Source organism: Phytohabitans sp. LZ39, from assembly GCF_059359075.1.
On the sequence record NZ_JCADBM010000005.1, the window covers coordinates 356,837 to 377,813 of the forward strand.

At 71.0% G+C, this 20,977-nt stretch carries 17 protein-coding genes; 7 read left to right on the forward strand and 10 right to left on the reverse strand.

What is annotated here, in order from left to right; all coding sequences use genetic code 11:
- Positions 1-173 precede the first annotated feature (173 nt).
- Positions 174-2,669: an ABC transporter permease gene (locus AC5L36_RS13115; RefSeq protein WP_441215741.1), complete on the forward strand. Its 2,496-nt coding sequence runs from the start codon at positions 174-176 to the stop codon at positions 2,667-2,669.
- Here the strand turns inward: AC5L36_RS13115 and AC5L36_RS13120 are convergent, their stop codons facing one another.
- The 7 genes from AC5L36_RS13120 to AC5L36_RS13150 all read right to left on the reverse strand — a co-directional run bounded on the left by AC5L36_RS13120 (position 2,670) and on the right by AC5L36_RS13150 (position 9,404).
- Positions 2,670-3,323, reverse strand: a complete 654-nt coding sequence (locus AC5L36_RS13120; protein WP_441215742.1) for a response regulator — start codon at positions 3,321-3,323, stop codon at positions 2,670-2,672.
- Between the two features lie 167 nt (positions 3,324-3,490).
- Positions 3,491-4,093, reverse strand: coding sequence for a TetR/AcrR family transcriptional regulator (locus tag AC5L36_RS13125; protein WP_441215743.1), 603 nt, complete (start codon positions 4,091-4,093; stop codon positions 3,491-3,493).
- Positions 4,094-4,202: 109 nt separating this feature from the next.
- On the reverse strand, positions 4,203-4,940 hold the full coding sequence (locus AC5L36_RS13130; RefSeq protein ID WP_441215744.1) for a hypothetical protein: 738 nt from the start codon (positions 4,938-4,940) through the stop codon (positions 4,203-4,205).
- An 89-nt stretch (positions 4,941-5,029) separates the two neighbouring features.
- A complete protein-coding gene (locus AC5L36_RS13135; protein ID WP_441215745.1) occupies positions 5,030-5,896 on the reverse strand; it encodes an alpha/beta fold hydrolase in 867 nt (288 codons plus the stop codon).
- Between the two features lie 52 nt (positions 5,897-5,948).
- Entirely contained in the window at positions 5,949-6,893 is a 945-nt protein-coding gene (locus AC5L36_RS13140; RefSeq protein ID WP_441215746.1) for an NADP-dependent oxidoreductase, read from the reverse strand.
- 331 nt (positions 6,894-7,224) lie between these two features.
- On the reverse strand, positions 7,225-7,866 hold the full coding sequence (locus AC5L36_RS13145; protein WP_441215747.1) for a response regulator transcription factor: 642 nt from the start codon (positions 7,864-7,866) through the stop codon (positions 7,225-7,227).
- Positions 7,857-9,404 (reverse strand): sensor histidine kinase, encoded by a 1,548-nt coding sequence (locus AC5L36_RS13150; RefSeq protein WP_441215748.1) that lies wholly within the window; start codon positions 9,402-9,404, stop codon positions 7,857-7,859. The genes AC5L36_RS13145 and AC5L36_RS13150 overlap by 10 nt, the downstream gene beginning before the upstream one ends.
- A gap of 101 nt (positions 9,405-9,505) precedes the next feature.
- On the opposite strand from AC5L36_RS13150, the gene AC5L36_RS13155 reads away from it, so the two are divergent.
- Together AC5L36_RS13155 and AC5L36_RS13160 are read left to right on the forward strand one after the other, a co-directional pair.
- Complete coding sequence (locus AC5L36_RS13155; RefSeq protein WP_441215749.1) at positions 9,506-10,087, forward strand: hypothetical protein; 582 nt, start codon at positions 9,506-9,508, stop codon at positions 10,085-10,087.
- Entirely contained in the window at positions 10,084-11,154 is a 1,071-nt protein-coding gene (locus AC5L36_RS13160) for a TRAP transporter substrate-binding protein (RefSeq protein ID WP_494908083.1), read from the forward strand. The genes AC5L36_RS13155 and AC5L36_RS13160 overlap by 4 nt, the downstream gene beginning before the upstream one ends.
- Here the strand turns inward: AC5L36_RS13160 and AC5L36_RS13165 are convergent.
- Complete coding sequence (locus tag AC5L36_RS13165; RefSeq protein WP_441215751.1) at positions 11,096-12,685, reverse strand: sensor histidine kinase; 1,590 nt, start codon at positions 12,683-12,685, stop codon at positions 11,096-11,098. The genes AC5L36_RS13160 and AC5L36_RS13165 overlap by 59 nt on opposite strands.
- An 85-nt stretch (positions 12,686-12,770) precedes the next feature.
- Between AC5L36_RS13165 and AC5L36_RS13170 the strand changes: the two genes are divergently transcribed.
- The 4 genes from AC5L36_RS13170 to AC5L36_RS13185 all read left to right on the forward strand — a co-directional run bounded on the left by AC5L36_RS13170 (position 12,771) and on the right by AC5L36_RS13185 (position 17,473).
- A complete protein-coding gene (locus AC5L36_RS13170) occupies positions 12,771-13,982 on the forward strand; it encodes an outer membrane protein assembly factor BamB family protein (RefSeq protein WP_441215752.1) in 1,212 nt (403 codons plus the stop codon).
- The gene (locus tag AC5L36_RS13175) at positions 13,979-15,259 is read left to right on the forward strand and encodes a hypothetical protein (protein WP_441215753.1); all 1,281 of its coding nucleotides are present in this window, start codon (positions 13,979-13,981) and stop codon (positions 15,257-15,259) included. The genes AC5L36_RS13170 and AC5L36_RS13175 overlap by 4 nt, the downstream gene beginning before the upstream one ends.
- A gap of 1 nt (position 15,260) precedes the next feature.
- Entirely contained in the window at positions 15,261-15,923 is a 663-nt protein-coding gene (locus tag AC5L36_RS13180) for a hypothetical protein (protein WP_441215754.1), read from the forward strand.
- Between the two features lie 146 nt (positions 15,924-16,069).
- Positions 16,070-17,473 carry an alpha/beta hydrolase family protein gene (locus AC5L36_RS13185; protein WP_441215755.1) on the forward strand — a complete coding sequence of 468 codons (1,404 nt, stop codon included), beginning with the start codon at positions 16,070-16,072 and terminating at the stop codon, positions 17,471-17,473.
- Between the two features lie 22 nt (positions 17,474-17,495).
- On the opposite strand, the gene AC5L36_RS13190 is transcribed toward AC5L36_RS13185, so the two are convergent.
- Together AC5L36_RS13190 and AC5L36_RS13195 are read right to left on the reverse strand one after the other, a co-directional pair.
- A complete protein-coding gene (locus AC5L36_RS13190; protein WP_441215756.1) occupies positions 17,496-20,225 on the reverse strand; it encodes a helix-turn-helix transcriptional regulator in 2,730 nt (909 codons plus the stop codon).
- Between the two features lie 142 nt (positions 20,226-20,367).
- Positions 20,368-20,817, reverse strand: coding sequence for a hypothetical protein (locus AC5L36_RS13195; RefSeq protein ID WP_441215757.1), 450 nt, complete (start codon positions 20,815-20,817; stop codon positions 20,368-20,370).
- Positions 20,818-20,977 lie beyond the last annotated feature (160 nt).

The following is a 20,977-nucleotide window of genomic DNA, read 5'->3' on the forward strand; positions in this document are numbered from 1 at the left end:
AGCCTCACGCTACGGGCCGCGGCCTGACGGGACACCTGACGAAAGACAGTAAGCCGGCCTTTGACGAAGGTTAGTAGTGGCCGCTGACGATCGGGTGCAGCCGGGTACCCGGTCATGTTCGTAGGTTCGTCGGCGTGAGGAAAGCGGTGCGAAAGACCCTGAGGGGACCCGGCGTGCTCCGTGCCGCCATGCGCGATGTGCTCGCCCACAAGGCCCGGCTGGCGATGACCATGCTCGCCGTGCTGCTCGGCACGGCGTTCGTCTCCGGCACTCTGGTGTTCACCGACACGGTCTCCGGCGCCTACCTCGACAGCGCGGAGAAGAGCTTCACCGGCGTCGACGTGCAGCTGCGGGCGGCTCGCAGCGGGGCTGGCCACGACACCGCACGGCTGATCGACGAGGAGCTGCTCGACCAGGCGCGCGCCCTGCCCGGCGCCGCCTCCGCGTCCGGGGTGATCTCCGGCTTCACCGCGCTGGCCGGCAAGGACGGGCAGATGGTCGGCGACGGCTGGGCCACGCTCGGCACCAACCGCATCCGCCACCCGATGGCCGAAGGCCGGGCGCCGCAGGCCGCTGGTGAGATCGCCATCGACGCCACGACCGCCAGGCGTACCGGTTACGCGGTGGGCGACACGGTCCGGCTGTCGGTCAGCGGACCCGTCCTCGAAGAGCGGATCACCGGCGTCTTCCGTACCGACGACGGTAACGTCGCCGCCGGCGGCACCCTCACCCTCTTCGACACCGCCACCGCCCAGGCGCTCTTCGCCGAGCCGGGCCGCTACAACCAGATCGAGCTGTCCGTGACGCCGGGCACCTCCGCCGAGCAGCTGCGCGGGCAGGCCCAGCCACTCCTACCGCCCGGGATCGAGGCGGTCACCGGCGCCCAACTCGCCGCGGAGCAGGCCGACCGGAACGCCGCGAGCATCCGTAGCCTCAGCCCGGTGCTGCTCGCCAGCGCCGGCATCGCCCTGTTCGTCGGCAGCTTCCTGATCGTCAACACGTTCACGATGCTGGTCGCCCAGCGCACCAAGCAGCTCGCGCTGCTGCGCGCCGTCGGCGCCAGCCGCCGCCAGGTGACGCGCTCGGTGCTGGCCGAGGCCGGCGTGGTCGGGCTGGCCGCCACCGTGGCCGGGCTGATAAGCGGAATCGGCGTAGGTGCCGGGGTACGCGCGGTGCTCTCCGCCACCAGCGACACGGTGCCGGACGGTCCGCTGGTCGTCGGCGCCCGCACGGTCCTGGTCTGCCTTGCGCTCGGGGTCGGCGTCACGCTGCTCGCCGCCTGGTTGCCGGCCCGCCGCGCCGCGAAGATCCCGCCGGTGGCCGCGATGAGCGCGATACAGGCACCGGCGACCAGACGCTCGCTGGTGCTGCGGAACACCGTCGGCGCCGTCCTGGCCGCCGCCGGCGCCGCCCTGGTGGTCGCCGCGACGGCGGTGGTCGACGGCAAGCTCCCACTTGCTTTGGGCGCCGTGCTGCTGCTGGTCGGCGTCATCGCGCTGACCCCGCTGCTGTCCCGGCTGCTGATCGCCGCCGCGCGGCCGGTGCTGCGGCGGTTCGGCATCAGCGGCACGCTGGCCGCGCAGAACGCCGTACGCAACCCGCGCCGTACCGCCGCCACCGCCTCCGCGTTGACCATCGGCCTCACGCTGATCACCGCCCTGACCGTCACCGGAGCCAGCGCGGACAAGGCCGTCGACGAACTGGCCGGTGCGGGCGTCTACCGCGCCGACTACATCGTCTCCATGGCCAACGCCGGCCCGCTCGCGGCGAAGACCGAAGAGATCTTGGAGGCCCTGGACGAGGTCGTCGCCACGTCCCCCCGGCGGGAGATCCCGGTCCAGGTCGCCGGCACCGAGCAGATCGTGGTCGGCTTCCGCACGGCCAGCATCGACAAGCTGCTCGACATCGACTTCACCGAGGGCGGCTTCGCCCCGGGCGACACCGTGGTGGTCGATCAGGAGACCGCGACGGCCAACGGTTGGCGGCTGGGCGACACGGTCGAGTTCACCTGGCCGGATGGTGCCCGCACCGACCTGACGCTCTCCGGCTTCTACCGCAGCGCGTTCGACGACGGGTTCAAGACCGACGTGTCCGTGATGGATCCGCATCTCGACCGCCCGACCGCCCCCGAGATCATGGTGGCGACCCGGGACGGCGCGAGCGAGGCGACGAGGCGCACGTTGCGCGCCGCGCTGGGCGACAGCCCGGCGATCCGTACCCAGGACCGGCAGGAGGTCGCCGACGGCATCACCGGGGCGATCGGCCTCGTGCTGAACCTCCTCTACGGCATGCTCGCCCTCGCTGTCGTCGTCGCGATCCTCGGCGTCGTCAATACGCTCGCCATGTCGGTACACGAACGCGTGCAGGAGATCGGCCTGCTCCGCGCCGTCGGCCTGGACCGCCACGGCGTCAAGCGGATGGTCCGCCTCGAGTCGCTGGCCATCTCACTCTTCGGCGGCGTACTCGGCGTCGGGCTGGGCACCTTCCTCGGCTGGGGTATCGGCGAGGTCGTCGCCGCGATCGGCATCGACACCTGGAGCCTCGTGTTGCCCTGGGGCCGGCTGGCGCTCTTCGTCGCCGTGGCCGCCCTGGTCGGTGTCGTGGCCGCGCTCTGGCCCGCCCGCCGCGCCGCGCGGACCGACGTGCTGACCGCGATCAGCGCCGAGTAGCTACTCCTCGACCAGCCCCGCCTGGTACGCCAGCACGGCGGCCTGTACCCGGTTCTTCAGCTCCAGGCGGCTCAACATCGCGCTGACGTAGACCTTCACCGTCCCCTCCACCAGGAACAGCCGCTCGCCGATCTCCGCATTGGACAACCCGGCACCGACCAGGGCGAGCACGTCCCGCTCCCGCGGCGTCAGGGCTGCGACCCGTTCCCTGGCCGCCGCCTCGCGGGTCATCACGCCACCGGACAGCCGCCGAATCACCCGGTGGGCGACCTGCGGTGACAGGAAAGCGGCGCCACCGTGCACGGCTCGCACCGCCGCCATCAGCTCGTACGGGTCGCCGGACTTGAGCAGGAACCCGCTCGCCCCACTGTCCAAAGCGGACGCGATGTACTCGTCTTCGGAGAAGGTCGTGAGCATTACCACCGAGACGTCGGGCACCACGCGGTGAAACTCGGCCGCGGCAGCCAGGCCGTCCAGCACCGGCATCCGGATGTCGAGCAGCGCCACGTCCGGCCGGTGGGCTCGCGCCCGGTCGAGCGCCTCGCGCCCGTCACCTGCCTCCGCCACCACCTCGATGTCCGGCGCGGCGGCCAGGATCGCCTTCACCCCCGCCCGCACGATCACCTCGTCGTCGGCGAGCAGCACCCTGATCACTCCAAGAACGTACCCCCCGCGGCTACTGGTCGATGTCGAGGCCGGCGCCCCGCACCGCACCGCCCCAGGCCGGTGGACCTGTGTCAATGCTGCGCCAGGACTAATTGACGCCAAAGCCGCACTCGGCATGGCCGCCGGGTGCCTGTTCTTTCTGGGACCCGTTGTGATTAGCGCGTCAGGAGCACGTTTACCTGGCCCCTGATCTCTTTGAGTATGTCGTCGACGGTGCTGTTGATGTTGATCGTGGCGGCCATGCTGAGGAACATGATCGCGGAGACGACGTGGGCGAGTGTGGCAGCGGCGCCGGGGTCGATGCGCTGGTCCCGTTGCAACACGACGGCGATCGCTTCCTCGGTTTGAACGGTGAGGCCTAAGGCGTCGCGGTGGTGGGGTTCCTCGGGGTCGCCGAACACCATCTCTCGCAGGTAGGTTCGGCCGTTGTCGACCTGGACGCGGTTGCATTCCACGACCGGGCGAATGATCGCCATCACGGCATCGAGCACGTCGGGAGTGTTCTGTGCCTGCGCCTTGCCCTGGGCGAGCGCCTCGGCGTAGGTGGAGTTCTGCACGAGCAGGAGCAGCTCGCCTTTGGTCTTGGCGTAGAGAAACAGCGTGCCGGTGCCAATGTCGGCTTTGTCGGCGATCTGCTGGGTGGTGACCTCATCGACGCCGTGCTCGGCGAAGAGCTGGCGAGCGGCGGCCGTGATGCGGTCGAGCTTTTCCTGTTTGTTTCGCTCACGCCGTCCGACCGGCTGAGGGGCGGCTGGCATAACGTGTCCTCTCGCCGAGATCTGACTATGCTCAGCTATGAGCATAGTCAACCGGCGACGTGGGGGCGGAGACGTCGGCTCGCGTTCACCGCTGCTGCGCCCCGGTCGATTACTTGTGGTAGTTCGGCAGGATCTTTCCGTGCTTCACATAGGTGAGCGCCTCGGCAACCTCGTAGGCGTGGACCGCTGAGACGAACGCGGGAAGTTTGGCCGACAGCGTCGTGACGGCATCGCTTGCGAAGTATGCCCGTCGTGCGGCGCCGTCGGTGAAGCCAAGGATCAGTGAGGCGTGGAAGCGCTCGTCCGTGGGGTTGTCGTGTGCCACGTTGGGCGTGTTCCAGAGCCTTTGGTTCCAAGGCATGAACACCTGTGTTCGGAGCTCTTTCAGCATGCCGGTGTTCGCGAGGGCGGGGACGATCTCGTCGGTGAGGAACCGCCGGAAGGCACCGGTGTTGACGTCCTGCCTTCGCCTGAGGTAGATCAGGGCTCGGGCTTGCTCCTTTTCGTTGGGATCCGCGACGTGGTACCAGCGAGCGGAGTTCGGCGGCCCTGCGTAGAGAAGAGTGCGCCGGAACACATTCACTTCGTCTTTGTAGGCCAGCTTCGTTTGCTTCCGGCCCGAGAGCGGCGAGAGGACCGATGTGAAGGTGACCTCGGCGACCCCGTCGATGCGGCGATCGACGGGGATGGCCGTCTCGACTCCACTGATGGCCGGCCACAGCCCGGGGTTGGCTTCGGTCAGGTGGATCTGCCGGTACTCCTCGAACCCCGGGGTCGCGCTGATGATCTTGGAGTGTGGGCCTTTCCAGTGATCCATCCCCTGCTGACGGGGCTGGTCGGTGCGCATCCACAGCAGGATCGATGAGGCGAAGGGCTTCCTGGTATACGTCGGTGTCTGAGCCATTGCTCGGCTTCCTGGATTTCGTAGTGTGCCGGTCATCGCGCGAGGAACTCCACGGCGACGGGAGCGAACCTGTCGTGGAACTGGAAGATCCCGCCGTGGCCGGAGTCGGGGTAGATGATCAGCTCGGAGTCCTTGATGCGACGGTGCAGGTCTTCGGAGAGGACGGAGGGCACCATGCGGTCGTTGTCGCCGTTGGCGATCAGGGTCGGCTGGGTGATCGTCGACAGGTCGTCGGGCGTGCCGCGTCCCCACTTCTTGATGGCCTTCAACTGCGTCTGGAGCGCCTTCACCTTGATCGGCGCGTCACGGTCCGCGGTGCGCTCCTCCAGGCGCTTGATGAATGCCTTCGCGGCGGGCTTGCCGGTGGTGTTGCGGTTGAAGAACAGGAACTCCTTCGGGTCCGACCGGGTCAGTGTCGCCCGGAGCATGTCGTAGTAGGTGATGCCGGCGACCTTGTCGATGTCTTTGCCGCCCTTGGGGCCGGTCCCGGTGAGGATCAGCTTGCGGACGAGCTCTGGGTGCTTGAGCACGAGTGCCTGGGCGATCATGCCGCCGAGGGAGAAGGAGAAGATGTCGACCTTGTCGAAGCCGAGCGCCTTGATGAAGGTGAAGGCGTCGTCGGCCATCGCCTCGACGCTGTCGGGCACCTGGCCCGTCGACGCGCCGACACCACGGTTGTCGAAGGCGATGACGTGGTGGTGCTTCGCGATGGGGTCGACGATCCGGGGGTCCCAGTTGTCGAGGGTCGCGGCCAGGTGGACCAGGAAGACGACCGGAATCCCGCCCTTCGGGCCCAGCTCGCGGTAGGCGTAGGTGACGTGACCGGCGGAGATGGTACGGGCCGGCGCTTGGGCGTAGGACGTGATGACGGATTCGTTCGAGTTGTCGCGTGTGCTCATGATCGTGCTCCTTGGATATGATTTGACGTTACTGCTAGTCCTGTGGGTGCGATCACGGTTTACTGACGACGGCCTTGCCTCGGATGCCGCCCTTCTCGAGTGCTTCCAGGCCCCGGGGGAGCTGGTCGAAGGGGAGAACCTTGCCGACGACCGGACGCAGCGCACCGCCGTCGATGAGGGCCGCGATCTGGCGGAGCTGGTCGCCGCTGGCACGCATGAACAGGAACTGGTAGTTCACGCCGAGCTTGCGGGCCTGGCGGCGGATGCCGCTGCTGAGTGCGGTGATCACCAGACGCAGCACCGCGTTGGCGCCGATCTCGCGGGCGAAGGCCGGGTCCGGAGGGCCGGCGATACCGATCGCCGTGCCGCCGGGACGAAGCACGCGCAGCGACTTCTTGAGGTTCTCGCCGCCAAGGCTGTCCAGCACCAGGTCGTACCCGGCAAGCAGTTGTTCGAAGTCTTGGGTGCGGTAGTCGATGACGGTGTCGGCGCCGAGTTCGCGCACGAAGTCCGCATTGGCGCCGCTGGCCGTGGTGGCGACGGTCGCGCCGAGGTGTTTGGCGAGCTGGATCGCGATCGACCCGACTCCGCCGGCGCCGGCGTGGATGAGGACCTTCTGCCCGGCCCGCACGTTGCCCCGCTCGACGAGGGCCTGCCATGCGGTCAACGCGACCAGCGGCAGCGAGCCCGCCTCCTCGATGCTGATCGACGCGGGCTTGAGTGCCAGGTCGGACTCGGCGACGGCGATGCGCTCGGCGAACGTGCCGATGCGGTCCTTGTCGGGCCGGGCGTATACCTCGTCGCCCGACCTGAACCCGCGCACCTTCGCGCCGACCCGAACGACGGTGCCGGCGACGTCGTTGCCCAGGATCAGCGGCAGCCGGTACGGCAGGATCTGTTTGAACTCGCCCGCTCGGATCTTCTCATCGAGCTGGTTGAGACCCGCGGCTTGCACCTGCACGAGCACGTCGCGCTCTCCCACGGTGGGCTCGGCCACGTCCGCCAGGTGCGGCGGAGTCTTGTACTTGTCGACGACGAACGCTCTCATGACTTCTTGTTCCTTCTTCGTGACGTTGTTATGTCGTGGTCGGCAGCTGCCGGGCGCGGGCGGTCGCGTTTGCCGGCGGCACCATGCGGTTCGACTTTCTGAGTGCACTCAACTATGACTCCACTCAGCAACATTGTCAAGGGAGATCGTGACGAGCGGTAGTCGAACGCCGACAGGACACCGAGAACGCGCCAAACAGCAGCAGCGTGGTACTCATCCACGATGGCCGCGGGCGCTCGGCTGCCGACCATGCACTTTCGTCCCGGGCGCTGGGCGCGGGTCAGGCGCCGCGGAGGACCTTGATGACTGCCAGCACGCGCCGGTTGGCGTCGGGGTCGGGCGGTAGGCCGAGTTTGGCGAAGATTTGGGCGCAGGCGGCTTCGACGGTGCGTTCGCGGATTCCGAGCCGTTGTGCGATTGCCGCGTTCGAGCGGCCTTCGGCCATCAGCGCGAGTACATCTCGTTCCCGGGGTGTGAGCCCGGCGGCCGCCGCGCCGGTCCGGCCGAGCAGGCGCTGGACGATGGTCGGGTCGATCACGCATCCGCCGGCCGCGACCCGGCGGACCGCGTCGGTGAGGACGTCGACGTCCGACACTCGCTCTTTGAGCAGGTATCCCAGGCTCGCGGGTTGGTCGGCGAGCAGTCGTTCGGCGTAGCGGGTGGCGAGGTACTGGCTGAGCACAAGCACCGCGGTGTCGGGGTAGTGGGTGCGGATCTCGCGGGCCGCGACGAGGCCTTCGTCGCGGTGGGTGGGTGGCATGCGGATGTCGACGATGGCGACGTCTGGGCGTTCGACCGCGACGAGCCGCAGCAGCTGTGCCGCGTCGGACGCCTCGCCGTCGACCTGCATCCCGGCATCGGTGAGCAGGCGGACGAGGCCGGCCCGGACGATCATTACGTCGTCGGCGACGACTAGGCGCATGGCAGGGTCACCACGATCGTTGTGCCGGCGCCGGCGGGGCTGACCAGCTGAAAGTGGCCACCGAGTGCGCCGGCCCGGTCGGCGAGTGCGGTGAGCCCGGGGCCGGGGAACGCCCCTCCTGGCCCGTTGTCCGTGATGCGGATCGTCAGTTCCGTGCCGTCGTCGGCGACGTTCACGCTGGCCTGGCCTGTGCCGGCGTGCCGGGCCACGTTGTCGAGCCCTTCGGCGACCACGGCGACCGCGGCCCGCTGCGCCGGCCAGGTGATCGAGGTGCCGGTGAGCGCGACGTGCAGGTCGACGTCGACTGCGGCCCGGTCGGTGAGGTCCTCGATGGCGGCTGTCAGCCCCTCGGTGGCTAGCACCTCGCTGGACTCGGACGATTGCGCGCGCAGGGCCGCGAGCGCTTGGCGCACGTGGTGTGTGGCCGCGGCGATGGCGGCGGCGGTCGCGGTGTCCGCCTGTGGGCGGGCCGAGCCGAGGTGCATCGCTACCGCGACAAGCCGTTGCTGTGCTCCGTCGTGCAGGTCGCGTTCGATGCGGCGGCGTTCGGCGTCGGCGGTCTGGACGATGCGCCGCTGTGAGGCCTGGATCTCGTCGAGTTGGAACGCGCCGGCCGCGCGGAGGCGGGCGTTCTGTAGGGCGAGGCGGTCGGCCGGGGTGAGCGCGGCGAGTGTGCGCGCGGGGTCGGCGTGCGGGGTCAGCAGCAGCCGTACCGCGGGCGTGTCCCGGTCGAGCAGGATCGCGGCTGGTCCGCCGTCCTGGGGTAATGGCCGGCCGGCGCTGTCGACCCAACGGCCGTCGCCGGGGACGCTGAAGTGCGCGGCGATGGCGGGTGCGGCACCGGCCAGTTGCGCCACCGCGCGGCGCACCCGGCGCCGGACGAGCTGTACCCGGATCGCCTCTGCCGATACGGCCGCGCTGGTGAGCGCCGCCCCTGCTGCCGGGAGCGGGTCGGCGCCGGTGGCTATCGTGGCGACGGTCAGTGCGGCGGTGGCGGCGCCGGCGGTCCAGACCAGCGGTGGCCGGCTCCGGCGTATCGCGACGAGCGCGGCTGCCAGCGTCAGCCCGGTCACGAGCGCGGTCGCCGTCCGGTTGTCCACCACGGTGGACAGCGGGGCCGGCGCGGCGAGGCAGGTGCGTTCGCAGGACGTGTCGTAGAACGGGTCGTACGTCAGTGCGTGCGCCGCGACCGCCGCGGAGGCGAGGAGGATCGGCGCCGGCTGCCGGCCGCCGAGCAGCACGGCGACGCCGGCGACCGCGAGCGGCGGCGCGGCCAGGAGCAGCGCCCGGGGGTACGGTCCGAGCGGCGACCATCCGGCGAAGGTCGGAAGCAGCCAGGCCAGGCCGATCACTGCGATCCCGGCGACCGCGCCGGAATCTTCGTTGATCGCCGTCCAACAGGCACCGAGAACGGTCGCGAGCGCGAGCATGTGAAGCGCGGTCAGGGCCGGCTCCGCTGGCGTCGTGAGGACCGGGACGGCGGCCAGCGCGGTCACCGTGAGGATGACCGCGAGCGTGGTCTCTTTCCGGCCGGTCACGTCAGGCAGCGTATCCCCGGCGGCAGCGGCCGGGCACCGGGTTACCACGGTGGTGTACCGGTGACTCCGTTCGTAGCGTGAGCAGCATGACCGCATATCGAATGGCCTGGCTGGCGCTGTTGCCGGCGCTCGTCGCGGGCTGCGCGGACAGCGCCTCCGATCAACCGCCGGCCGCGCCGCCGCCTGTCACCTCCGCCCCCATGGCTTCCGCCGGACCACAGGTGCCGGCCGAGGCGTCCGAGTTCCCCGGCGGGGTCTACCGCACCCAGCTCTCGGTTGAGCGGCTGCGTGCGTTCGGCGTCGACGATCCCGGTCACGCGGGCACGTGGACGCTGACCGTGAAGGACGGCACATTCACACTCGAGTGCCGGCCGGTGACCACGCCCGGCGTCGACTGTGGCGGTTACGACCCGAGCATGCCGGCAGTGGTCGAGGTGGGCACGCTGCGCGGCACCGGACAGACCGTCTGGTTCGTCGGTGACGTCGAACGGAAGATGAAGCTCTCCGGATGCGTCCGGCATTCCGAGCAGGCGGACGGCTGTGGGCCCGAGGACGCCTACCATCTGGACTGGACGCTTGCCGGCGATGGCGTTTCGTTCCGCAACTACGGCGGCTTGGGCGACCAGGCCACCTTCCCCGAGCTGAGCAACTGGACGGCACAACCGTGGACGCGTATCTCGTGAGGGCTCGGGTGCTGGTGTGCCTGGCGCTGGCGGTGGGCGTCGGCGCCGGCGCGGCCTGCGACGGCGCCGGCGTGGTGGACAAGACCGGCGGTGATGTCGTGGTGCTGCGTTTCGGCACGATCGACACGCTCAACCCGAACGGGCAGATCGTGGCGCCGGAGGTGTTCGTGGCGGCGGTGTCGCGGCTGTCCGGGGGCCAGATGCGGATCAGCGTGGTGGACCACTACGGCGATGGCGCGGCCGCCGCGGAGAGCGAGATGGTGGCGGCCCTCGCGCGCGGGGAGTTGGACGGCGGCTTCCCGGCCAGCCGCGCCTTCAGCCACGCCGGGCTGCGCGGGTTGGAGCCGATCGAGGCGCCGTTCACCGTCACCACGTACGCCGCGCAGCGAGCTCTGGTGACCGGGCCGGCTGCCGGACGGCTATTGTCCACACTCGATGGTTCCGGTGTGGTGGGGTTGGGTCTGGCGGTCGGTCCGCTGCGCCGGCCGTGGTCGACCACCGCCGCGCTGACCGACATTCGCCGGTGGCGCGGCGTGCCGGTGCGCGCATTCAATTCGCCGGTACAGCAGGCGGCGTACCGAGCGCTCGGTGCCGTCCCGGTGCAGGCCAGCTATACGTTCCCCGAGCTGGTGCGGGCCGGCACGCTGCGGGCGGTCGAGACGGACGTGGCCCAGTACGCCCGCAACAGCTACGGCAGGCTGCTGCCGGCGCTGGCCGGAAACGTCGTCCTGTGGCCCCGCATGCCGGTGATCACGATGAGCCGGGCCCGGCACGACGCGCTGACCGGCCGCCAGCGCGAGTGGCTCCGGGCCGCCGCCGAGGAGGCGGTAGAGGCCTCCGCCACCCACCCGTACGACGACTCGGCTATCGCCCGGCGGCTGTGCGGGCAAGGTGTCCGGGTGGCCACGGCGTCGCCGCGGCAGCTCGCGGAGATGCGGCAGGCGATGCGGCCGGTCATCGACGCGCTGGCCCGCGACCCGGCCACCGCGCCGTCCCTGGCCGACGTGCTCAGCGTGGCAGCGGCTGCGCCGGAACCGCTGGACGTGCCGGCGGACTGCCGGATGTGAGCCCGACCGTCGCTGTCACCACCGTGCCGCCACCGGGCGGGCTGGTCACGGCCAGCCGGCCGCCGACCGCCGCCAACCGGTCGGCCAAGCCTTGCAGCCCCGAGCCACGCGGGTCGGCGGCACCGCACCCGTCGTCGCCGACGTCGAGCACCACATGCCCCGACACACACCGCAGATCGATCCAGGCCCGTCCGCCGCCGGCGTGCTTCGCGACGTTCGTCAGCGCCTCGGAACACACGTAGAACAGGGCGGTCTCGACCGCGGCATCCGCCGCCAGCGTGGGGTCCACACGTACCGCCACCGGGACTGGACTCGCCGCTGCGAGCGCCTCGACCGCCGCCCGCAGCCGGCCCTCGCCCAGCGCCAGCGGCGGGGCGCCGCCGACGATCCGCCGTACGTCGGCGGCCGCCAGCCCGAGCTCGGTGGCCGCCTCGTCCAGCAACGCCGCCAGCTGCGGCCCGGTCCCGCTGCTGTCCCGGCGGGCCAGCTCAGCCGCCGCCTTGTCCAATGCGGCGATCACGCCGGTGCGCAGCGCCTGCGCCGCGCGGTCCCGCTCCCGGTCGGTCACGGCCAGCAGCCGCCGCCGCGCCGCCTCCAGCTCCGCGACGTGTCGCTCATGCGCCTCACGCAGCCGGTGGTTGGCTACCGCCAGAGCGACGGCGGTGCCGACCGCTGCCGCCGTCGGCGGGTCGGCCATCGCCCGGGACCCGGTCACCACCTGGGCCACCAAGGCACCGCCGTCCCGGACCGGAAACGCCGGCCTCTGTTCGGCGGGCCGGGCACCGCCGGTCGCCGGATCGCGGAACCGCTCCGCCACCGGGTCCCACATCTCGATGCGCAGGCCGGGATCGCCGATCAGGCCGGCCAGCACCTCGCGCAGGCCCGGAAGGCCGGCGCTCAGTCCACCGCCGAGCGCGGTGTCGGCGAGCCGGGCGGCGTCGCGACGCACCAGCCGGGTGGCGACGGCGAAACCGGCGGCGACCGTGAGCAGCGCCGCCTCGTACACGGCCAGCGGCGGCACCGGTGCGTCGTGCCGGCCACTCCACCACGCGTACAGCAGCGCGCTCGCGAGCACGCCGCCGGCGGCGGCCGGAAAAGCGCCGCGCAGCCGCGCAGCGCCGAGCAGCGCGACCGCCGCGACGGTGGCGAACAACGCCGCGACACCGACCTGGGGCACCAGCCCGAACGCCACAACGGCCGCCGCAGCCACCAGCGACACCCGCACCGGACCGCGGATCCGCCCGTCAGGAAAGGCAACCAACGCGACCAGCAGCATGCCCTGATGCAACGAGCGGACCTCCGCGAACACCGAACCGGCCAGCCACGCCGCGCCGGCACCGGCCACGAGCAACCGTTCGGCGGTGGCGCCGGCCGCCACCAGCGCGGCACCGGCGAGCGCCACCCCGACGGCCAGGTCGGCGGCCACATACCCCGGTGCGGCGCCGGCTGCGGCATCCGCCCGCGAAGCCAGAACCGACAGCGCGGCGACAGCGACCGCCACCGCGGCCGCCAGCAGCCGGCGCACCCTCACGACCACCATCATGCGCGGTGTAACGGGTCGCCGGCACCGTGGCAGCACGGTAGGCGCCGCCGGTGTACGGCCGCAGAGTCGACACATGAGACAACCGACCCTCCTCGCAGCGACCGCCGCGGTCCTGATGGCCGGCTGCTCGACCGCAACGCCAGCGGTCCCGACCCCGCCGGACGTGACGGACTACCGTGGCGACTTGAGCCGCACCGGACGCATGCCCGGACCCGGGCCGCGGGCACCGGTCCACCAGCGGTGGCGGCACACCGGCCCCGCGCCGGTCACGTTCCCACCAGCCGTCGCGGCGGGCCACGTCCTGGCGCCCGGCGACCGGTCGCTCGTGGCTCTGGACCTGGCCACCGGCGCCCCGCTGTGGTCGGTCGCGCTGGGCGCCGCGCTCAACGCCCCATTGACGGTCGCCGCCCCCACGGTGTACGCCACGACAGCCGACGGCGTCACCCACGCGATCGACCTCGACCAACGGCGAGAACGCTGGCGCCTGGCCGGCGTGGTCGACGGGGCGCAGGTGAGCGTGCACGCGGGAGTGTTGTACGCCGGCACCCGTACGCGCGACCTCGCCGCACACGACCCGACGGACGGCCGCCGACGCTGGTCGGTCCACATCGGACACAACGTGTCCCGCATCGCGATCTCGGACACCATCGCGTACGTCGGCGGCGAGGGCGGCGGCCGGCTCACCGCAGTCGACCTACGCACACGGCGCGTCATCTGGGCCTACGACACCGGCGGCGACCGGATCGTCACCCCCGCGGTCGACGCCGGCACCATCTACGTGGCCGGCGTCGCCGCCGCCGCCCTTCCCGGCCGCCGAACCCGGCTACACGCGCTCGACGCGCGCACCGGCAACCGCAAATGGGTCTTCGCACCCCCAGGCGACCCGCCGATGTCGTCCTTCGCGGTCGGCGGCCGCGCCGTCTTCATCGGTACCGACACGGCGCCAGGCCTGCTCTACGCGGTCGCACGCGACACCGGCGCCCTCAGGTGGCAACGCCCGGTGCCTGGTCCGGTGGACCGGCCAGCCCTCACCGGCGACACGGTGTACGTCGCGTCCGGCGCCGGCGGCCTGCTCGCCCTCGACGCGAACACCGGCCAGCGGCGCTGGGCCTGCGACGTCGACGGGTACGCCGAAGGCGTCGTCCTCACCGGCGGCCTCGCACTCGTGGCCAGCCGCGACGCCCAAGACGCGGCCGGCGCGGTTACCGCCTTCGCCGGCGGCGGCCCGAACGCCGCCGGAACCCAACTGCCATCACCGGACCGGCCCAGCAAGGAGAAATCATGACAGGCGTCGTAGTGATCGCCGGCATCCTGGCCCTCGCCGGCGCGGGAGCTGTGGGCACCGTCCTCATTGTCCGGTCGCAGCGCCCGCCGGCCGTAGCCCGGAACGCCGGCATCGAGCCCGTCCCCACGTTCCGCGTCGTCGCCCTCGGACCACGAGGATCCGGCAAGACGCTGCTACTGGCCAGCATGTACCACCAAATGCAGACACCCTCCGGGCGCAGCTACTTCCTCACCGCGCCCTACGAGCAGGTGACCCTGCTCAACAAATGGTTCTCCGAGGTCGCCGACCCGGCATTGGACTGGCCCACCGGCACGGCACTGGCGGACACCCGCGAATTCACCTTCACCGTACGGACCAGAACCCCATCCGGCGCGCTGCACTCCGTGATGAACCTCGGCTACCTCGAATACGCCGGCGGCCTGCTCACCGAACCGCAGGCACCCGGCAGCACCCTACAGGCCGACCTGCTACACCGGGTCGGCACGGCGGACGCCCTGATCGGCCTCATCGACGGCCACCGGATCCGGCAATGGCTGGACGGCAAGCCCGAAGGCCAGATGCGCCTGCAACACACCCTCACCGCCATGATCAGCCTGATGATGCTCGTCTCCTGCCCGATCACCTTCGTCATCACCAAATGGGACCTGCTGGCCGACATCGACGCGGACGAGAACGGCCGGCTGCACACCGTCCGCAAGCTCCTCATGTCCAACCCGGGCTTCCGCGACCTGGTCAACGTCCACAGTGCACACCGGGTGGTACGCCTGATTCCGGTCAGCGCGGTCGGCCCGTCGTTCGCCGCACTCGACACCGCCGGGGCGGTCGCCAAACGGCCGGACGGGTACATGCACCCCACCAACGTCGACGTCCCGCTCGCCGCCGTCGTACCCGACGTGTTCGAACAGGTGGAACGGTCCCTGAACCAGGCCCACCTGCACGCCCTGCTCGCCGACCTTCGCCGGCGAAGCGGGATGGGCCCCGCAGCCGCCCTGGCCGAGCTCGGCGCCTTCGTGGCGCGGACCGCCGGACGCGCCCTCGGATCGATCGCACCGGTCAATGCCGGATTCGTCGGTGATGCGGTCGCCGCGCTGTTCCGTTCCCCCGGCGAGGCCGCCGCGACAGAGCGACAGATGTCCACCGAACGCCGCCTCACCGAAGCCGAACGAGCGGTGGAAGAATTCCACCTGGCCCGCCGCAAGGTGATCCGCGAGTTCCAGAGCCGGGTCGACGTGCTCGAAGGCCGGCTGCCCAGCTCACGCCTGTCCGCCGAGCGGTGACATGGCACCCACCGAAGGTTGGCCCTTCCTGGTCGGCGCCGGCCGGCGCCGCGACTACAGCGTGCTCCTGGCACCAGACTTCATGCTCGCGGACTCGACACACGGCCGGCTCGGCGAGGTCGTCGCGCCGACACCCGTGGACGCCCCGCCCCGTGTGATCGAGGTATCGACGAGCACCGGCCACAGGCTCGAGATCGCGTACGCGACATACCTCGTCAGTGCCGCCGACGTCGCCCAGCCGCGAGACGAGCACGGCCGGCCGCTGCGCTTCATGTACGGATTCGTCTGCCGGGCCGGCCAGATCGAAACGCCCGCCACAGCCGACCTCGATGCGGCCCGGGCCGCATCGCTGGCTACGTATCGCCGGTACCTGGCAGAGGAGGACAATTTCCGCACGGCCGCTTCTACGGCGTTGCCCCTGCGCTCGACCGTCACCGCCTGGCCGGTCCACGACACCCGCGGCCGCTTGGTCACCATCCACCGGCACCGCCGGTCGGTGCTGGCGTGGTCCGCGGCGGCCGCCACGATCTGCGCTCTCGCCACCGCCGCAATGCTCATCGCCAGGCATGACGACGAACCCGCCCCGCACGACCGTCCCACTCCCAGTCCCTCTCAGGTTCTCGTCAGCTCCGAACCAGGTGTTACCCACACCTATCCCCACTGACCTCCGGACAGCGGCATGAGAGAAAGTCGGACGAGCTTCTGCGCGCCCCCGGAAGCAGATCATGAGGTTGAAACCGGATTGAAGGCGCCGACTGGTTTACTTCGACGATGTTTCAGCGTGGTAGCAGCGGACTACGTGGCCTTGCCGTGGCTGGGCTGCTGATCGGGTTGCTGGTCAGCGGGTCGCCGGCCAATGCGGTGGCACCAGGCGTGGCGGTCGCCACGGGGCGCCACACCTACATGGGCACAATCGACAGGGCTGACTTCAGGGTCGAGACGCCGCGGCGGTGGAACGGCACCCTGGTGCTGTTCAGCCATGGCAACTGGCCGGTCGGCTTCCCGCCACCCGGCGGGATCTGGCTTTCGAACCGGCCGCCGGACCGGTCCGGGACCGAGGCATGGCTGCTGGACAACGGCTACGCGCTCGCGGCTTCGAACTTCAAGGGCGTCACCGGCTTCACGATGAAGGACGCGCTTCAGGACCAGATCGCGTTGCTGGACTGGTTCGAGGCGAACGTCGGGCGACCGCACCGCACGGTTGCCACCGGGCATTCGAACGGGGCGGCGATTTCGGCATTGCTCGCCGAGCGAAACCCGCGCCGGTTCGCCGGAGTGGCGACCTCGTGCGGTGAGTTCGATCCGCCCGGGACCCTCAACACGGCGCTGGACATGCTGTTCGCGGTCAAGGCCCTGCTGGTACCGGCTGATCAGCAGGACATCGAACTGGTCCGATCCCGTGAGCCGGATCGCGGCAACGAGGTCCTGAGCAACGCGATCCGCGACGCCGTGACGACACCGCAGGGCCGCGCCCGCATCGCCCTGATCGCCGCGCTGGGCAACATCCCGGGCGCGTTTTCCGCGCACGAGCCGGCGCCGCGGCCTGGCACCGAGGACTGGGTTCGCAAGCAGGCGGACTGGATCATGGCCTACGTCTTCTTCGGCGGACCGAAGGAGCGGACCGATCTGGAACGCCGCGCCGGCGGCAATCCCTCGTTCAATACCGGCATCGACTACCGCCGCCTGCTGAGCCGGTCCAGCCAGACCGAGCTGGTACGCCGTGCCTACAAAGCCACGCCGGGTGCGGACCTCGACGCCGACCTGCACCGTCTCAACGCCACGCCGCGGATCGCCGCCGACCCGGCCGCCCTCGCCTACATGGAGCAGTTCGCCCTGCCGACTGGGCGGATCTCGATGCCCTTCATTACCCTCCACACCGAGCAGGATGGCGGTGCCGTCGCCGAACACGAGCGGTGGTACGCCGGCCAGGTCCGCCGGCACGGAGACCCGGCAAACCTGCGACAGGTCTATGTGGCCCGCGGCATGCACTGCGCGTTCAGTGACGCCGAAGAGCTGGTGACCCTCCGGGCCCTGTTCGAACGGATCGACACCGGCCGTTGGCCAAACCTGAGCCCGCGCCGGCTCAACGCGGCCGCCGGCGAGTTCACCGAGCCCTTCCACCGGGTCCTGGACTTCACGACGTTCCAGGACAAGGTCATGCCTCCGGCATTCACACACTTCACCCCAGCGCGGTTCCAGCGCCCGTCACGCTAGAAGTGCCGCAAGCGGCCGCGGGTCACAAGGTGAACTGCGCGAGTTCGGTTCTCCTGGTGATGCCTAGCTTCGGGTAGGCGCGGTAGAGGTGGTGTCCGACGGTGCGCGGGCTGAGAAACAGCTGGGCGGCGATGTCGCGGTTGCTGAGCCCGCCGGCCGCGAGCCGGACGACCTGGAGTTCTTGTGGGGTGAGTCGCGCGGCGGGGTCCGGGTCGTGTGGCCGGGCGACCGGCCGGTCGCCGAGGGCGGCCAGTTCGGCTCGGGCCCGCGCGGCCCAGCTGTGGGTGCCGAGCCGCTCGAATCCGGTCAGCGCGCCGGTCAGGTGCGTGTGCGCGTCGGTGCGGTGGCGTTGGCGGCGCAGCCATTCGCCGTACAGGAGTGCGGTCCGGGCGTGGTCGTACGGCCGGTCGGTCTCGTGGTGCAGCCGCAACGCGGCGTCGTAGTGCGTTTGGGCCTCGGGACCGGGGGCGAGCAGGGCGTGACAGCGGCGGGCCAGCGCGGCCGCGTGCGGTTGCCCGGTGTGTTCGGCCCAGTTGTCCAGGGCGGGCAGGTGGCGCGCGGCCCGGGTGGGCTGGCCGCTGCGTACGGCGGCTTCCACGTGATCCGGGACGGCCCGGATGAGGAAGTCCTGCCGGGCCGGGCCGGCGCATACCGCGTCGAGGGTGTCGGCCGCCGCGTCGAACTGTCCATGGCCGAGGTCGAGCAGGCCCAGCGCCCAGGTGGCCAGTGCGGCGTTGGTGGGGTGCTTCGCCTCGTTCCGGAGGATGGTCTCGGCGTACGACCGGCAGGTGTCCGCGTCGCCGGCGACCGCGGCCAGCCAGGCCGGGATGGCGTTCATGATGAGCAATTGGGTGTCCTGGCCGAGGTCGGCCGAGACCGCGAGGGCTTCGGCGACGGTGGTCCCGGCGTCGCGGAAGCGGCCGCTGAGCAGTTGGGCGATGGCCAGCGGCTCCTGCGCGTACGGCAGCCAGCCCAGTGCACCTTGCTGGCGGGCGTCGGCGACCAGCGCGTCGAGCACTTCGGTCGCGGCCTGGTCGTCGGCGACGATGAGGGCCAGGTAGCCGGCGAGGACCCGCTCGACCAGTCCGTGGACGGTTCCGCCCTGGGCGGCGGCCACGAGCTTCCGCATCCGGGCGACGGCCGGTCGGGTGGCGCCGGCGAAAAGGTCGCCCAGCCCGATCATGCCGTCGACTACTGGCCGCAGCGCGGACTCGGGTGGCAACGACACCGTGGCCAGCAGTTCGGCGGCCCGGCGGATCAGGTCGTGCGCGCAGGCGTCCTTGGCACACCCGATCGCGTCGGTGAGGATCGACACGGCTTGCTCGGGATGGGAGCCGACGATGGGCGCGGTGCCGTCCAGCATCAGCGCGGCCGCGGTGGCCGGGGTGTCGCGTTCGTAGGAGACCTGCGCCCGGATCCAGGCGGCCTCGGCCAGCAGGGACTCGTCGGTGCTGACGCCGGCGGAGGCCGCGGCGAGCTCGGCCGCCCGGTCGAGCCAGCTGACGTTGTAGGCGGCCCGGGCGGCGCCAATCTGCCGCCGGGCCCGGCGGTCGGGGTCGGTGCTGAGTTGGGCGGCGCGTTCGAGCGCGATCGCGACGGCAGCCGATCCGCCCCGCTGCCCGGCGCGCAGGGCGGCCTGTTCGAGCGCGCCCGCGGCGGTCTCGTCCGGGGCCGTGGCGGCGGCAGCCAGATGCCAGGCGCGACGGTCGGCGTACTCGTCGCCGGTCAGGGTATCGGCCAGTGCCTGGTGCGCGGCGAGCTGCCAGCTGCGCGGCGCGCCTTGGTGGGCGGCGGCCCGGATCAGTGGGTGCCGGAACGCGACCGTGTGGGCGGACAGTTCGAGCAGGTGCGCGTTCTCGGCCGGCTCCAGGTCCGCGGCGGTCAGCCCGAATCGTTCGCCGGCGCGCAGGAGCACTGTGAGGTCGGCGGTGTCGTCAGCCGAGGCGAGCAGCAGCATTCGCTGTGTCGGCTCCGGCAGCTCGCCGATGCGGGCGCGAAAGGCATCCTGGACCTGTCTGGCGACCGGTAGCGGTTCGACGGGCAGGGACCAGCCGTGGTCGCCACCGTGGTGCCGGTCGGTGAGCGCGGCGGTGAACTCGATGATCGCCAGTGGGTTGCCTCGCGCCTCGGCCAGGATCCGCGCCCGGGTCGGGCCCGCCAGGCCACGCGCACGCTCGTTGAGCATCGCGATGGCGCTGTCACGGTCCAACGTGGACAGCCGCACCGTGTCGATGCCCTCGGTCGGGAAGTGCCTGCTGCCGTCGCGCACGGCGAACAGCATCGCCACCGGCTCCTGTCTCAACCGGCGGGCGGCGAACATCAGCGCGTCCGCGGACGCCTCGTCGAACCACTGGGTGTCGTCGATCAGGCACACCAGCGGCCCTTCGCCGGCCAGTTCGGAGATGAGCGACAGGGTGGCGGCGCCGATCAGGAATCGCTCGACGGTGCCGGCGTCGGCCAGCCCGAAGGCGGCTCGCAGTGCCCTCGCCTGCGGCCGCGGAAGCACATCCAGGTGCTCCAGGTAGGGGTGCAGCAGCAGGTGCAGGCCGGCGAACGGTACCTCGATCTCCGACTCGATCCCCACCCCGCGCAGCACGCGCAGGCCGGCGGCGCCCGCGGCAGCGTGATCGAGGAGGGCGGTCTTACCGATCCCCGCCTCGCCGCGGATCACCAGTGCGCCCCCGGCGCCGGCGCGGGCGTCGGCCAGCAGCTTTTCGATCCGGGCCTGTTCGGCCGATCGCCCGACGATCACCCGTGCACAGTAACAATCCGTACCGGCGCCGGACTCGTGCGCGGCCGGTACGCGTCCCGGCCGCCGCCTGGGCGAACGCCACCGCGAAAGACGGCGGTGTCGCGCGCACCAGGCGGCCAACCGTGTCCGGGTGGTCTGGCGGCTACCGGTCCGCCGGCGTGACCCGGAGGCTCGTGGTCTCGTAGCCGCCCCCGCCCGGGTAGACCCAGGCCCCGGTAAGGACGTCGCCAGCCTCGTTGAACGTCGCCCGCATGTACGCCGGCGAGCCCTTCTCCCCGCCCCAGATGGTGAGAACGTCACCGTCCAGCTCGTAGACGTAATCCAACGTGTCGCCCCTGTTGCCATAGAAACGGCTCTTGATGTCGACACTGGCCTTCTCCGCACCGAACGGGCGTTCCCGACCGATCACCTCCATGCCCGTGATCCGCTCGCCGTACTGCTCGAGGTCCACATCCTGGATCAGGAAGTGGCCGCCCTCCATCCAGCGGTAGGTGACCGTGCCCTCGGCGCCGCCGGTGACCTTCCAGGTGCCGACCAGGCGATCCAACGCGGCCAACTCGGCGTCCTGCACCAGCTTCGTGCTCTCGCTCATCTCGCGGTTACTCCTCTCGGGGACCCGCCGCGGACGCGACGGCGTTCATGATCGGAACCTACGAGCACGGCGATCAGTAACCGCATCGGTCGAAGTACTGGCAACCACGTCACCGTCGTCTTGGTGCGGGGTTCAGCCCGCGCAGACGCTGTACGAGGTG